Below are 14,167 nucleotides of genomic sequence, written 5' to 3'. Positions count from 1 at the left end.
CAGAGGTGACACACCGACGCGACGGCCTTGTACGTGGAGTGTCGGTGCCGGTACGAGAGGCGGGGCGCGATGGCGGAGGAAGAGCCGGAGGACGAGGTCGGCCAGGCAGCGGACAGAACCGGCAAGGGCGTGGTCGCGGCGTTCGGGCAGAGCCTGAAGACGCTGCGAGTGCGGGCGGGAATGGAGCGGGAGGAGTTCGGTAAAAGGCTGGGCTACTCGGCATCGACCATCGCCTCCTTCGAGCAGGGGCGAAGAATCCCGCCCCCGCGCGCGGTCGACCAGTCGGACGAGGTGCTGGACGCGGGCGGGTTGCTCTCGGTGTGGAAGGAGCAGTTGGAAAGGGCCCAGTACCCGGCGTTCTTCCAGGGAATGGCGCAGCTGGAGAAGCGGGCGGTGGAGCTGCTGGCGTATGACACCCTGGCGGTCAAAGGACTGTTGCAGACCGAGGAGTACATGCGGGCGGTGCTGAGCAACCGACGTCCGCCGCTTGACTCCGAGACCATCGAGCAGCGTGTCACCGCCAGGTTGGCCCGACAGGCCATCTTCGACCGACGCCCCGCGCCTTTCCTCAGCTTCGTCATGTGTGAGTCGGTGTTGCGGCGGAAGGTCGGCGGCAGGCAGGTGCTGCGCGGACAGCTGGAACAGCTCCTTCTCATCGGCCAGCGGAGGAACGTCGAACTCCAGGTCATGCCGCTCGAATGTGAGGACAACGCGGGCCTGGAAGGGCCGTTCACCGTCGTCACCCGCGAGGACGGCAAGAGGTTCGTCTACGCAGAAGCCCAGAGCACCAGCGCCTTGGAGACCGACCCCAAGCAGACAGTTCTGGCCGCAGCCCGCTATGGGATCATCCGGTCGCAGGCTCTCAGCCCGCGTGAGTCACTGGAGTTCATCGAGAAATTGTTGGGAGAGCTATGAACAGCGCGGAGTCCCTCGCCTGGTTCAAGAGCAGTTACAGCGGCGGTGACGGAGGCGACTGCATCGAGGTCGCCGCCCGCGCGGGAGCCGTGCACGTCCGGGACTCCAAGGACGTCGCCCGGCCGGGCCTGTGCGTCTCGCGCGACGCGTGGGCCGGGTTCGTCGGGCTCGCGTCGGCGGAGTAGTACAACCGCCGCCTGTACGCGAGGCGCTCAGCGGTCCGCCGCGTCCCCCGTCGCTTCCTCCAGTACCGGGAAGCGGCGGGGCGCCAGCGTGAGGAGCGCCAGCAGGGCGAGGGCCGCCGCTGCCGCCGCGCCCAGGTAGACCCAGTCCACGGCCGCGTCCACCGCCCGCCGGATGCCGTCGGTGCTGCCGAGGGAGCCGGCCAGGGAGTCGAGGTCCGTGTCGGCGCCGAGGCGCGCCGCCAGGACGCCGTTGGCGATCGCGCCGAACAGCGCCGCGCCGACGCTCTGGCCGACCTGGCGGCAGAAGAGGACGGACGCGGTGGTGGTGCCGCGTTCCCCGTACGGGACGGTCGACTGCACGCCGACGATCAGGGGCAGCTGGAAGAGGCCGAGGGCCCCGCCGAGCAGCAGCATCAGGAGGGCGGGCTGCCAGGGTTCGCCGGGGAACGGCAGGAACGGGAACGCGAGCAGCAGGAGCAGGGCGAGCGAGATCCCGATGACGGCGGTGAGGCGGAAGCCGATGCGGGTGTAGACCCGGTTGGACAGCGCGGCCGTGATGGGCCAGCTGAGGGTCCATGAGGACAGGACGAAGCCGGCGGCGATCGGGCCGAGGCCGAGGACGGACTGCGCGTACGTGGGCAGGAAGACCGTCGGGGCGACCATGAGCAGGCCGAGGGCGCCGAGGGAGAGGTTGACGGCGGCGATCGTGCGGCGGCGCCAGACCCAGCCGGGGATGATCGGTTCGGCCGCGCGCCGCTCGATGACGACGGTCAGCGCGGCGAGGGCGGCGGCCGTGCCGAGGAGGCCGAGGGACGGGGCCGAGAACCAGGGCCAGGCGACGCCGCCCTGGACGAGCGCGGTGATGAGCACGGCTCCCGTGGCGAAGATGGCGAGGGCCCCGGCCCAGTCGATGCGGACGCGCGCGCGGGGTGCGGTGCGGGCGGGTTCGCGCAGGTGGCGGGTGACGAGCCAGAGGGCGAGCAGGCCCACGGGCAGGTTGATGAGGAAGATCCAGCGCCAGTCGGCGTATCCGGCGAGGAGGCCTCCGACGGCCGGGCCCGCGACCGAGGAGGCGGCCCACACGGAGGACAGCTTCGCCTGGATCTTGGGGCGTTCCTTCAGGGGGTAGAGGTCGGCGGCGATGGTCTGGACGGTGCCCTGGAGGGCGCCGCCGCCGAGGCCCTGGACGACGCGGAAGGCGATCAGGGAGGGCATGTTCCAGGCGGCGGCGCAGAGCAGGGAGCCGGCGAGGAAGAGGACCGTCCCGGCGATGAGGACGGGCTTGCGGCCGAAGGTGTCGCTGAGCTTCCCGTACACGGGCAGGGTGACGGTGACGGCGAGCAGGTAGCCGGAGAAGAGCCAGGAGAAGACGGAGAGTCCGCCGAGGTCGCCGACGATCTGGGGCACGGCGGTGGACACGATGGTGCCGTCGAGCGCGGCGAGCCCCATGGCGAGCATGAGCGCGATGACCACGGGACGCCGGGGCGCGGGGGAGGGCGCGGTGGCCGGGCCGGGGCCGGCTCCGGCCCGGGTCGTCGACGGCTCTGACACCGCGCCCTTCCTTTCTTCGTACACCTAAATGTGTTCGCGTCAGGGTCTCACCGCAGGGGCGGCGCCGGATAGTCGTCGACGGTCACGGAGTCGTAGAGACGTGCGGTCCTGGTGGTGAGCCTGACGAGGGCGCGGCTGGGGCGGGAGGGCGGAGATCAGGCGGGCACCCCGGGCCGGTCCCCGTACGCCGAGGCGCCAGTGGGCCAGGACCTGTCCGGCGACGCCCGCGCCGGAGACGAGGATCCGCAGGGCACTCGTCCTTTCTCGTTCGGTCTTTCTCGTTCAGTCCACCGGTACGGAACGGGTGGTCGATGAGCGCCAGGGCGGTCACCAGATCGGGCCGTTCTTCGGCGAGGGCGGTGGCGACGACGCCGCCGCTGCCGAGCCGGTCGTGGGGCGGTGCGGCGGAGTGGGACGTCGCGAGCCCGCGGCGGCGGAGCGGGGTCGCCGGTCTCACCATGGCCGGGTTCCACGTCGGCGACCTGCACGAGCTCCGGATGGGACGCGCTCGCCGCCGAGGTCGGCTGGAGCCGCAAGCGGCTGTGGTCCCGGTTCGGGGCGCAGCTCGGAGTGCCGCCCAAGCGCGCCGCGAAGCTGGTCCGCTTCGACCACGCCGCCCATCGCCTGGTCGCGGGCGAGGGCGCGGCCCGCGTCGCGGACCAGTCCCATCTGCACCGGGACGTCGTGGAGTGCACCGGGGTGACCCCCGCGACCCTGGCCGGTGAGCCGTTCCTCGCCGTCGACGACATCGCGTGGCCCGGCCGGGGGACGACCGCGGGCCGTTGAGCCGGGTACGGATCCGGCCGCGCGCGGAGGGGCCGGTCTCCGACCACGGGTGGAGCAACCCCTAGGGGCCCCTCCCCCATGAGGCCCAGGGGTCGGTCGTACCGGCGGAGGAGGTGAAGTGCCGTTCGGGCTTCTTAACTTGAACTTACACACCACCCACCGCTCCAAGGAGAAAACCGTGACTTCGGCTGTGACCATCCCCAGGCACGGGGGTACTGGAGGGCGTACGGCCGTCGCCGCGCGGGCGCGTCAGGTCGTCAAGGCGTACGGCTCGGGGGAGACCCGGGTCGTCGCGCTGGACTCCGTCGACGTGGACATCGCCCGCGGTCAGTTCACCGCGATCATGGGGCCCTCGGGCTCCGGCAAGTCGACCCTGATGCACTGCCTCGCCGGGCTCGACACCGTCACGAGCGGCCAGATCTACCTCGACGAGACCGAGATCACCGGCCTCAAGGACAAGAAGCTCACCCAGCTGCGCCGGGACCGGATCGGCTTCATCTTCCAGGCGTTCAACCTGCTGCCCACCCTGAACGCCATCGAGAACATCACGCTCCCGATGGACATCGCCGGGCGCAAGCCCGACGCCGAGTGGCTGCGCCGGGTCGTCGACACCGTCGGGCTCTCCGAGCGCCTCAAGCACCGGCCGAACCAGCTCTCCGGCGGTCAGCAGCAGCGCGTCGCCGTGGCCCGCGCGCTCGCCGCCCGGCCCGAGATCATCTTCGGTGACGAGCCGACCGGAAACCTCGACTCGCGGGCCGGCGCCGAGGTCCTCGGCTTCCTCCGCTCGTCCGTGGACGAGCTGGGGCAGACCATCGTCATGGTCACCCACGACCCCGTCGCCGCCTCCTACGCGGACCGGGTCCTCTACCTCGCCGACGGGCGGATCGTGGACGAGATGGAGCGGCCCACCGCCGACGCCGTCCTCGACCGGATGAAGGACTTCGACGCGCGCGGGCGGACGTCGTGACCGTCCTCAAGACCTCGCTGCGCAACTTCTTCGCGCACAAGGGCCGGATGGCGCTCTCCGCGGTCGCCGTCCTGCTCTCCGTCGCCTTCGTCAGTGGGACGCTCGTCTTCACCGACACCATGAACACGACGTTCGACAAGCTCTTCGCGTCGACCGCCTCGAACGTCACGATCAGCCCGAAGGCCGCCGAGGCCGACGGCCAGAGCCCGCAGAACGGCCGCCCCGAGTCCCTCCCCGCCTCGCTCGTCGAGCAGGTCCGGAAGGTCGGCGGCGTCAAGGACGCGCAGGGCTCGGTCGCCTCGACCAGCGTCACCGTCGTCGACGCGAAGAACAAGAACGTCGGCCCGACCGGCGGCGCCCCGACGATCGCCGTCAACTGGACGCCCAACGAGCTGCGTTCCGTGGAGATCGCGTCCGGCCACGAGCCGCGCGGCCCCACCGAGGTCGTCGTCGACGGCGCCACCGCCGAGAAGCACGGCCTGAAGATCGGCGACGAGCTGCGGACGATCGCCGTGACCGGCGACCTGACCGCGAAGATCTCCGGTATCGTCGAGTTCAAGGTCACCAACCCGGGTGCGACCGTCGTCTACTTCGACACCGCCACCGCGCAGCGCGCACTCCTCGGCAAGGAGGGCCTGTTCACCCAGATCTCCGTCGACGCGAAGCCCGGTGTCGCCGACGCCGCCCTGAAGAAGGACGTCGCCGCCGCCCTCGGCGACGGCTACAAGCTGCAGACGGCCGCCGAGGTCGCCGACGCGGGCCGCGAGAGCATGGCCGGCTTCCTCGACGTCATGAAGTACGCGATGCTCGGCTTCGCCGGGATCGCCTTCCTCGTCGGCATCTTCCTCATCGTCAACACCTTCTCCATGCTGGTCGCCCAGCGCACCCGCGAGATCGGTCTCATGCGGGCCATCGGCTCCAGCCGCAAGCAGGTGAACCGGTCCGTCCTCGTCGAGGCGCTCCTCCTCGGCCTCGTCGGCTCCGTGGCCGGTGTCGCCGCGGGCGTCGGCCTCGCCGTCGGCCTCATGAAGATCATGTCCTCGATGGGCATGGAGCTCTCCACCCGCGACCTCACCGTCGCGTGGACGACCCCCGCCGTCGGCCTCGCCCTGGGCATCGTCGTCACCGTCCTCGCCGCGTACGTCCCCGCCCGCCGGGCCGGCAAGGTCTCCCCGATGGCGGCCCTCCGCGACGCGGGCACCCCCGCCGACGGCAAGGCCGGACGGGTACGGGGCGTGCTCGGGATCGTCCTCACCGGCGCCGGGGCGGCCGCCCTGGTCGCCGCGGCCCGCGCCGCGGAGGCCGGACCCGGCTCCCTCTGGCTCGGCCTCGGCGTGGTCCTCACGCTCCTCGGCTTCGTCGTCGTCGGCCCGCTCCTCGCGGGCGGTGTCGTCCGCGCCCTCGGTGTCGTCGTCCTGCGGATCTTCGGTCCCGTCGGCCGGATGGCCGAGCGGAACGCGCTCCGCAACCCGCGCCGCACCGGCGCCACCGCCGCCGCCCTGATGATCGGCCTCGCGCTCGTCGCCGGCCTCTCGGTGGTCGGCTCCTCGATGGTCGCCTCGGCCACCGAGGAACTGGACCGTTCCGTCGGCGCCGACTTCATCGTGCAGTCCCCCACGGGACAGCCGATCGTGCCGCAGGCGCAGGCCGCCGTGGCGAAGACGTCCGGCCTCGACCACGTCACCGCGTACAAGTGGGTCGACGCGAAGGTCACCGACCCGCACGGGAAGGTCTCCACGGCCGACCTGGCCGCCACCGACCCGACGTACGTGAAGGACCTGCGCCGCGAGACCACCGCCGGCACGCTCACCGAGGCGTACGGCGAGGGCGCGATGTCCGTCGGCAGCGACTACGCCACCGAGCACCGCGTGAAGGTCGGCGACGTCCTGACCCTCGCCTTCAAGGGCGGCGACACCGTGAAGCTGAAGGTCGCGGCGATCACCGCGGACACCGGCCAGGTCGACAAGGGGGCGATGTACACGAGCATCGCCACCGTCGCCCGCCACCTGCCCGCCGACCGGATGCCGAACAGCCTCCTCGTCCTCGCCAGCGCCAAGGACGGCCAGGAGACCCGGGCCTACCAGGCCCTCAAGGACGCGCTCGCGCCGTACCCGCAGTACAAGGTGAGCAACCAGGCCGACTACAAGGAGGAGCTCCAGAAGCAGGTCGGGCAGCTGCTCAACATCGTGTACGGGCTCCTCGCCCTGGCGATCGTCGTCGCGGTCCTCGGCGTCGTGAACACCCTCGCGCTGTCGGTCGTCGAGCGGACCCGCGAGATCGGCCTCATGCGGGCGATCGGCCTCTCCCGCCGCCAGCTGCGCCGCATGATCCGCCTGGAGTCGGTGGTCATCGCCCTCTTCGGCGCCCTGCTCGGCCTCGGCCTGGGCATGGGCTGGGGCACGGCCGCCCAGAAGCTCCTGGCGCTGGAAGGCCTCGGGGTCCTGGAGATCCCCTGGTCGACGATCGTGACGGTCTTCGTCGGCTCGGCCTTCGTGGGCCTGTTCGCGGCGCTGGTCCCGGCGTTCCGGGCGGGCCGGATGAACGTCCTGAACGCGATCGCGAGCGAGTAGCGAGCGACCGCGGGACGGCAACGGGGGAGCGCGGCCCCGGAAGGACCCTGCCAGGTCCTTCCGGGGCCGCGCCGCCGTTCAGACGGCCAGGACGGGCACGTCGTAGAGCGGGATGTTCTTGTCCCGGGTGACGAGCGTGAGCCCCTCGGTCTGCGCCTGGGCGATCAGGATCCGGTCGAAGGGGTCGCGGTGGTGGGCGGGGAGCCGGCCGGCGCGGATGCCGTGCTCCGCCTCGACCGGCAGCGCCAGGAACTGGGTGTCCCTGGCACGTTCCGCCACGTCGACGGGGGCGTCGAGCTTTCCCGCGGCCTGCTTGACGGAGAGCTCCCAGGGCGTGACGGCGCTCATGTACACCCAGCGCTCCCCGGCGAGCAGATCCCGGGTCTCGTCCCGCAGCTCTCCCCGGAGCCACCACAGGACGACGTGCGTGTCGAGCAGAAGCCTCACTCGTCGGCTCCGAAGGCCTCGGCGAATCCCTCGGGGAGGTCGTCGAAGTCGTCGGTGACGGTGATCTGCTTGACCGCGGGCCGGCTCCGTCACCCTCCCGAGTGGCCCCGTTCCTTCGCGCGAGTGACGGTGGCACGCCGTAGGCTGGGGGCGACCGGGCCGTACGTGCCCGGGACCACCCGGCCCGTGACACGTGTCGGGCTGTTCGCGTTGCCCGCCCCCGTCGTCCGAACCCGGGATGGAAGCTCCATGAGCCTGCACGGTCTGCTCGATGTCGTCGTCAAGGACGCCGCCCTCGCCGAGGCGGTGAAGGCCGCCGCCGACGGCAACCGCCCGCACGTGGACCTGGTCGGTCCGGCCGCCGCGCGGCCGTTCGCGGTGGCCGCGCTCGCCCGGGACTCGGGGCGGCCGGTGCTCGCGGTGACCGCGACCGGCCGCGAGGCCGAGGACCTCGCCGCCGCGCTGCGCTCCCTCCTCGACCCGGACCGGGTCGTCGAGTACCCCTCCTGGGAGACCCTGCCGCACGAGCGGCTCTCGCCCCGCTCCGACACCGTGGGCCGCCGGCTCGCCGTGCTGCGGCGCCTGGCGCACCCGCGCGACGACGACCCGGCCGCCGGGCCCGTCTCCGTCGTCGTCGCGCCCATCCGTTCCGTACTCCAGCCGCAGGTCAAGGGGCTGGGGGACCTCGAACCCGTGGCGCTGCGGTCCGGGCAGACCGCCGATCTGAACGAGATCGTCGAGGGCCTCGCGGCCGCCGCGTACTCCCGGGTGGAGCTGGTCGAGAAGCGCGGCGAGTTCGCCGTGCGCGGCGGCATCCTGGACGTGTTCCCGCCGACCGAGGAGCATCCGCTCCGGATCGAGTTCTGGGGCGACGACGTCGAGGAGATCCGCTACTTCAAGGTCGCCGACCAGCGGTCCCTGGAGGTCGCCGAGCACGGCCTGTGGGCGCCGCCCTGCCGGGAGCTGCTGCTGACGGACGACGTGCGGGAGCGGGCGGCGGCGCTCGCCGAGGCCCACCCCGAGCTGGGCGAGCTGCTCAACAAGATCGCCGAGGGGATCGCGGTGGAGGGCATGGAGTCCCTCGCGCCGGTCCTCGTCGACGACATGGAGCTGCTGCTCGACGTGCTGCCCAAGGGCGCCATGGCCGTGGTCTGCGACCCGGAGCGGGTGCGGACCCGGGCCGCCGACCTCGTCGCCACCAGTCAGGAGTTCCTCCAGGCGTCCTGGGCCGCCACCGCCGGCGGCGGCGAGGCCCCGATCGACGTCGGCGCGGCCTCCCTGTGGGGGATCGCGGACGTACGGGACCGGGCGCGCGAGCTGGACATGGCCTGGTGGTCGGTGTCGCCGTTCGCGGCGGACGCGGCCGACGCCGGCGGGGACACGCTGACGCTGGGGATGCACGCCCCCGAGTCGTACCGGGGCGACACCGCCCGTGCGCTCGCCGACACCAAGGGCTGGCTGGCCGACGGCTGGCGGACGGTGTACGTGACGGAGGCGCACGGTCCGGCGTCCCGGACGGTCGAGGTCCTCGGCGGCGAGGGCATCGCGGCCCGTCTGGACGCGGACCTCGCGGAGATCTCGCCGTCCGTGGTGCACGTGTCGACCGGTTCCATCGACTACGGCTTCGTCGATCCGGCGCTGAAGCTGGCCGTGCTCACCGAGACCGACCTGTCCGGCCAGAAGGCGGCGGGCAAGGACGGCCAGCGGATGCCGGCCAAGCGCCGCAAGACGATCGACCCGCTGACCCTGGAGGTCGGCGACTACATCGTGCACGAGCAGCACGGTGTCGGCCGGTACGTGGAGATGGTGCAGCGGACCGTGCAGGGCGCGACCCGCGAGTACCTGCTCGTGGAGTACGCGCCCGCGAAGCGCGGGCAGCCCGGTGACCGGCTGTACATCCCGACCGACCAGCTGGAGCAGGTCACGAAGTACGTGGGCGGCGAGGCGCCGACGCTGCACCGGCTCGGCGGCGCGGACTGGACGAAGACGAAGCAGCGCGCGAAGAAGGCCGTGAAGGAGATCGCGGCCGATCTGATCAAGCTGTACTCGGCGCGGATGGCGGCCCCCGGTCACGCCTTCGGCCCGGACACCCCGTGGCAGCGGGAGCTGGAGGACGCCTTCCCGTACGCGGAGACGCCCGACCAGCTGTCCACCATCGCCGAGGTGAAGGAGGACATGGAGAAGACGGTTCCGATGGACCGTCTGATCTGCGGCGACGTCGGTTACGGCAAGACGGAGATCGCCGTGCGGGCGGCCTTCAAGGCCGTGCAGGACGGCAAGCAGGTCGCCGTCCTCGTCCCGACGACGCTGCTGGTCCAGCAGCACTTCGGGACGTTCAGCGAGCGGTACTCGCAGTTCCCCGTGAAGGTGCGGGCGCTGTCCCGGTTCCAGACGGAGACCGAGTCGAAGGCGACGATGGAGGGGCTGCGGGAGGGCTCGGTGGACATCGTCATCGGCACCCACCGTCTCTTCTCGTCCGAGACGAAGTTCAAGGACCTGGGTCTGGTCATCGTCGACGAGGAGCAGCGCTTCGGCGTCGAGCACAAGGAGCAGCTGAAGAAGCTCCGGGCGAACGTCGACGTCCTGACGATGTCGGCGACCCCGATCCCGCGCACCCTGGAGATGGCGGTGACGGGCATCAGGGAGATGTCGACGATCACGACACCGCCCGAGGAGCGGCACCCGGTCCTCACCTTCGTCGGCCCGTACGAGGAGAAGCAGATCGGCGCGGCGATCCGGCGCGAGCTCCTGCGCGAGGGCCAGGTCTTCTACATCCACAACCGGGTCGACTCGATCGACCGGGCGGCGGCGCGGCTGCGCGAGATCGTGCCGGAGGCGCGGATCGCGACGGCGCACGGCCAGATGTCGGAGCAGGCCCTGGAGCAGGTCGTGGTGGACTTCTGGGAGAAGAAGTTCGACGTGCTGGTGTCGACGACGATCGTCGAGTCCGGCATCGACATCTCCAACGCCAACACGCTGATCGTCGAGCGCGGCGACAACTTCGGTCTGAGCCAGCTTCACCAGCTGCGCGGCCGGGTCGGCCGTGGCCGTGAGCGGGGCTACGCGTACTTCCTGTACCCGCCGGAGAAGCCGCTCACGGAGACGGCGCACGAGCGGCTGGCGACGATCGCCCAGCACACCGAGATGGGCGCCGGCATGTACGTCGCCATGAAGGACCTGGAGATCCGCGGCGCGGGCAATCTGCTCGGTGGCGAGCAGTCGGGCCACATCGCGGGCGTGGGCTTCGACCTGTACGTGCGGATGGTCGGCGAGGCCGTCGCGGACTACCGGGCGCAGATGGAGGGCGGGGTCGAGGAGGAGGCCCCGCTGGAGGTCAAGATCGAGCTGCCGGTCGACGCGCACATGCCGCACGACTACGCGCCGGGTGAGCGGCTGCGGCTCCAGGCGTACCGCTCGATCGCCTCGGCGAACTCGGAGGAGGACATCCGGGCCGTACGCGAGGAGCTCACCGACCGGTACGGCAAGCTGCCGGAGCCGGTGGAGAACCTGCTCCTGGTGGCGGGCCTGCGGATGCTGGCGCGCGCGTGCGGGGTCGGCGAGATCGTCCTCCAGGGCTCCAACATCCGTTTCGCGCCGGTGGAGTTGCGCGAGTCCCAGGAGCTGAGGCTGAAGCGCCTCCACCCGCGCACGGTGATCAAGCCGGCCGTCCACCAGATCCTGGTGCCGCGGCCGACGTCCGGGAAGATCGGCGGGAAGCCGGTGGTGGGCCGTGAACTCCTCGCGTGGACGGGCGAGTTCCTGACGACGATCCTCGGGGGCTGAGGCGGGCGGTGCGGCACCCCGGGTCGCCGGGGTGCCGCACCGCGCGTCCTACAGCTCGTCGAGGTCCAGGGCCCCGGCCATCGCGGTGTAGCCGGCGTCGTTGGGGTGGAGGGCGTCGCCGGAGTCGTACGCGGGGAGGATGCGGTCCGGGTCGGCCGGGTCGGCGACGGCGCGGTCGAAGTCGACGACGGCGTCGTAGGCGCCCGAGGTGCGGATCCAGTCGTTGACGGCCTCCCGCTTGGCCTCGTTGACCGGGGTGAAGTAGAACGAGCCCTTGATCGGGGTGAGGGTGGCGCCGACGGCCTTGAGGCCCTTGGCGTGGGCCTCGCGGATCAGGGTGCGGTGGCCGGCGATCAGCTTCTCGACGGAGACCTCGGGGGTGGGGCCGCCGGGGAAGGCCGGTCCGCTGCCGCCGATGTCGTTGATGCCTTCGAGAATGACGACGGTCCGCACGCCGGGCTCGGTGAGGACGTCCTTGCGGAAGCGGCTGAGGGCCTTCTCGCCCGCCCAGGTGGTGTCGTTGACGACCTGGTTGCCGCCTATGCCGTGGTTGAGGACGGCGCGGGGCCGGCCGGCGGCGGCGAGGCGTTCGGCGAGCTCGTCGGGGTAGCGGTGGTCGGCGTCCGCAGTGGAGCCGACGCCGTCGGTGATGGAGTCGCCGAAGGTGACGACGCCGTTGCGGCGGGCGGTGTCGCGGCCGCCCGTGACCTCGACGCCGGAGAGGTAGTACCAGGAGGCGCTGGTCTCGCGGAAGGCGGTGCCGGAGAGGTCGGCGCGGTGGTCGCCCTCGGCGCGGTAGCTGGTGGCCGAGGAGAAGGAGTGGAAGGTCGCCGGGCCGGTCGCCTCCGCGAGGTAGAGGGTGACGGTCAGCGACTCGAAGGCCTTGACGGGGAGGTTCACGGCGTCGCTGAGGAGGGTCTCGCCGGCCGGGATCGTCACGGACGGCCGGTGGCCGAAGCGGAGCGTGCGGACGGAGCCCGGCTCGACCGCGTTCCGGGCGGTGGCCGCGCCTCCGGCCGCCGTGTCTCCGCTGGCGGTCCGGGCGACGGTGGCGCCGGTGATCCGCAGCGGGCCGGTGCCGTAACGGTTCGTCAGCTCGATGCGGGTCCGGGTGCCGGTGGCGGTCACGCGGACGACCTGGCGGACGGTCTGGTTCTCGAAGCCCTGCTGCGACCAGTTGGGGCCGAACGGCGCGGTCGCCGACTGCGGGGACGCGGCCCAGGCGCCGCGCCAGGCGGTGCCGTCGGTGCCGTGCCGGCCGGTGTCGGCGAGGGCCGTGGGGGCCAGGGCGAGCGTGGCGGTGGTGAGCAGGGCCAGTGCGGAGCGGCGGAGCGTGTTCGTGGTTCGCATGCTCTCGTCAATTACGTGCTGACGCGGGCTATTCCCGTTCCCCGGTGGGGAGTTGTTCCGCGAAGAGCAGGCCGGTGAGCGAGCGGAAGTACTCCTCGGGGTCGCGGTCCCCCAGCGCCCCCTCGACGTTGCGGGTGAGGAGCAGCGTCGCGAAGCCGTGGGCGAGCGACCAGGCGGCGATGCCGGCCGTGCGGGCGTCGGGGGCGCTCGTCAGGTCGGCGACGCCCGTGCGGAGTTCGGCGGAGGCGCGGTCCTTCGCGGCGAGGAGGTCCGGGTCGTCGGCGCGCAGCAGTTCCGGCTGGAACATGACCTGGAAGTGCGCCGGGTGTTCCCTCGCGAAGCGGACGTACCGCACGCCGCGTTCGCGGAGCTCGGGCGTGCCCGCGAGGCCGGCGGCGAGGAGCTCGTACCCCTCGGCGGCGATCGCGGTCAGCAGGCCCGTGCGGTCCTTGAAGTGGTGGGCGGGGGCGGCGTGCGAGACGCCCGCGCGGCGGGCGAGGTCGCGCAGGCTGAGTGCCCCGGGACCCTCGGCGGCGATCACGTCGAGTGCGGCGGCGAGGAGGGCCTGCCGCAGCTCGCCGTGGTGGTAGGTGCTCCGGCTCGTCGTCATGGCAGCAGCCTAGCCGTCATCTAGTCATTGACAAGTTCCCGGTCCGGCGGGCAATCTTGTCACTGACAAGTTGTGGACGAGGGAGGACACCGTGGACACCGCTCGCGTACGTCAGATGTGGCACCTGCTCGAACCCCTGCACGCCGTGCTCTACTACGCCCCCGAGGCCTTCGACGAGGCCGCCGCCCTCGGATACGCGACGGACGAGCGCTGGCCCTCCTACTTCGCGTGGCGGGCCGCCCCCCTCGGCCCCGCCGGTCCGGTCCGGGTCGCCTCCGCCTTCTACAGCTTCAGCCCCGCGATGGTCGCCCGGCACGTCCCCGCCGCCTGGGAGGTCGCCGCCCCCGCCGACGTCCTCGCCGCACGGCTCCGCGCCGTCGACCGGGCCTACCGCTCCGTGCTCGGCGAGGACGTCGTCAAGGGCCCCGAGCTCGTCGAGGCCGCCGGGCTCGCCCGCCGCGCGGCCGCGGCGGCCGCACCCGAGGGCCGCCCGCTCGCCGCCGCCCAGGCCGAACTGCCCTGGCCCGAGGCCCCGCACCTGGTGCTCTGGCAGGCCGCGACGATCCTGCGCGAGCACCGCGGCGACGGCCATCTCGCCGCCCTCCTCGCCGCCGGCCTCGACCCGGCCGAGTCGCTCGTCTCCTTCGCCGCGATCGGCGCCGCGCCCGAGCCCGTCTTCGAGAGCCGCGGCTGGAGCGCCGCGGAATGGGCCGCCGCCCGCGCCCGACTGACCGCCCGCGGCCTCCTGGACCCGGAGGGCGCGGCCACCGACGCCGGGCGCGCGCTGCGCGCCGAGGTCGAGCGGCACACCGACGAGCTCGCCGCCGCCCCCTGGGACGCCCTCGGTCCCGAGGGCACCGCGCGGCTCGCCGACCTCCTCGGCGGCCCGTGGCTGGCCGTGATCGGCTCCGGCCTGCTCCCCGCCGTCAACACCCTGGGCATCGGCACGGTGTGACGCCCCGACAGGGAACGCGCGGGCCCTTCGGCCCGTCCGTTTCGGGAC

The 14,167-nt window shown here is 72.4% G+C and carries 10 protein-coding genes and 1 pseudogene; 7 read left to right on the top strand and 4 right to left on the bottom strand.

Going from position 1 to position 14,167, the window contains the following annotated elements:
* The first annotated feature begins 69 nt into the window (after window positions 1–69).
* Complete coding sequence (locus ACN9MM_RS16115) at window positions 70–915, top strand: helix-turn-helix domain-containing protein (RefSeq protein ID WP_426364278.1); 846 nt, start codon at window positions 70–72, stop codon at window positions 913–915.
* Complete coding sequence (locus ACN9MM_RS16110; protein ID WP_426364277.1) at window positions 912–1,100, top strand: DUF397 domain-containing protein; 189 nt, start codon at window positions 912–914, stop codon at window positions 1,098–1,100. Before ACN9MM_RS16115 ends, ACN9MM_RS16110 begins: the two co-directional genes overlap by 4 nt.
* Before the next feature lie 27 nt (window positions 1,101–1,127).
* Here the strand turns inward: ACN9MM_RS16110 and ACN9MM_RS16105 are convergent, their stop codons facing one another.
* On the bottom strand, window positions 1,128–2,651 hold the full coding sequence (locus ACN9MM_RS16105; protein ID WP_426364276.1) for an MFS transporter: 1,524 nt from the start codon (window positions 2,649–2,651) through the stop codon (window positions 1,128–1,130).
* A 501-nt stretch (window positions 2,652–3,152) separates the two neighbouring features.
* On the opposite strand from ACN9MM_RS16105, the pseudogene ACN9MM_RS16100 reads away from it, so the two are divergent.
* The 3 genes and pseudogenes from ACN9MM_RS16100 to ACN9MM_RS16090 all read left to right on the top strand — a co-directional run.
* Window positions 3,153–3,437: pseudogene (locus ACN9MM_RS16100) on the top strand (helix-turn-helix domain-containing protein); the annotation flags it as partial.
* 178 nt (window positions 3,438–3,615) lie between these two features.
* Entirely contained in the window at window positions 3,616–4,404 is a 789-nt protein-coding gene (locus ACN9MM_RS16095; protein ID WP_426364275.1) for an ABC transporter ATP-binding protein, read from the top strand.
* Entirely contained in the window at window positions 4,401–6,974 is a 2,574-nt protein-coding gene (locus ACN9MM_RS16090) for an ABC transporter permease (protein WP_426364274.1), read from the top strand. Before ACN9MM_RS16095 ends, ACN9MM_RS16090 begins: the two co-directional genes overlap by 4 nt.
* Window positions 6,975–7,052: 78 nt before the next feature.
* On the opposite strand, the gene ACN9MM_RS16085 is transcribed toward ACN9MM_RS16090, so the two are convergent.
* A complete protein-coding gene (locus ACN9MM_RS16085) occupies window positions 7,053–7,421 on the bottom strand; it encodes a type II toxin-antitoxin system VapC family toxin (protein ID WP_426364273.1) in 369 nt (122 codons plus the stop codon).
* Window positions 7,422–7,670: 249 nt separating this feature from the next.
* Between ACN9MM_RS16085 and mfd the strand changes: the two genes are divergently transcribed.
* Window positions 7,671–11,204, top strand: a complete 3,534-nt coding sequence (mfd, locus tag ACN9MM_RS16080; protein ID WP_426364272.1) for a transcription-repair coupling factor — start codon at window positions 7,671–7,673, stop codon at window positions 11,202–11,204.
* A gap of 48 nt (window positions 11,205–11,252) precedes the next feature.
* On the opposite strand, the gene ACN9MM_RS16075 is transcribed toward mfd, so the two are convergent.
* Together ACN9MM_RS16075 and ACN9MM_RS16070 are read right to left on the bottom strand one after the other, a co-directional pair.
* Window positions 11,253–12,554 (bottom strand): SGNH/GDSL hydrolase family protein, encoded by a 1,302-nt coding sequence (locus tag ACN9MM_RS16075; protein WP_426364271.1) that lies wholly within the window; start codon window positions 12,552–12,554, stop codon window positions 11,253–11,255.
* A gap of 28 nt (window positions 12,555–12,582) precedes the next feature.
* Entirely contained in the window at window positions 12,583–13,164 is a 582-nt protein-coding gene (locus ACN9MM_RS16070; RefSeq protein ID WP_426364270.1) for a TetR/AcrR family transcriptional regulator, read from the bottom strand.
* Window positions 13,165–13,279: 115 nt separating this feature from the next.
* Between ACN9MM_RS16070 and ACN9MM_RS16065 the strand changes: the two genes are divergently transcribed.
* Window positions 13,280–14,119: an SCO6745 family protein gene (locus ACN9MM_RS16065; protein ID WP_426368753.1), complete on the top strand. Its 840-nt coding sequence runs from the start codon at window positions 13,280–13,282 to the stop codon at window positions 14,117–14,119.
* Window positions 14,120–14,167: the final 48 nt, after the last annotated feature.

It is taken from the genome of Streptomyces sp. E-08 (assembly GCF_049913095.1).
Classification (GTDB): Bacteria; Actinomycetota; Actinomycetes; order Streptomycetales; family Streptomycetaceae; genus Streptomyces.
The sequence above is the reverse complement of the archived record's forward strand: the minus strand, read 5'-3'. Positions and strand labels throughout refer to the sequence as shown.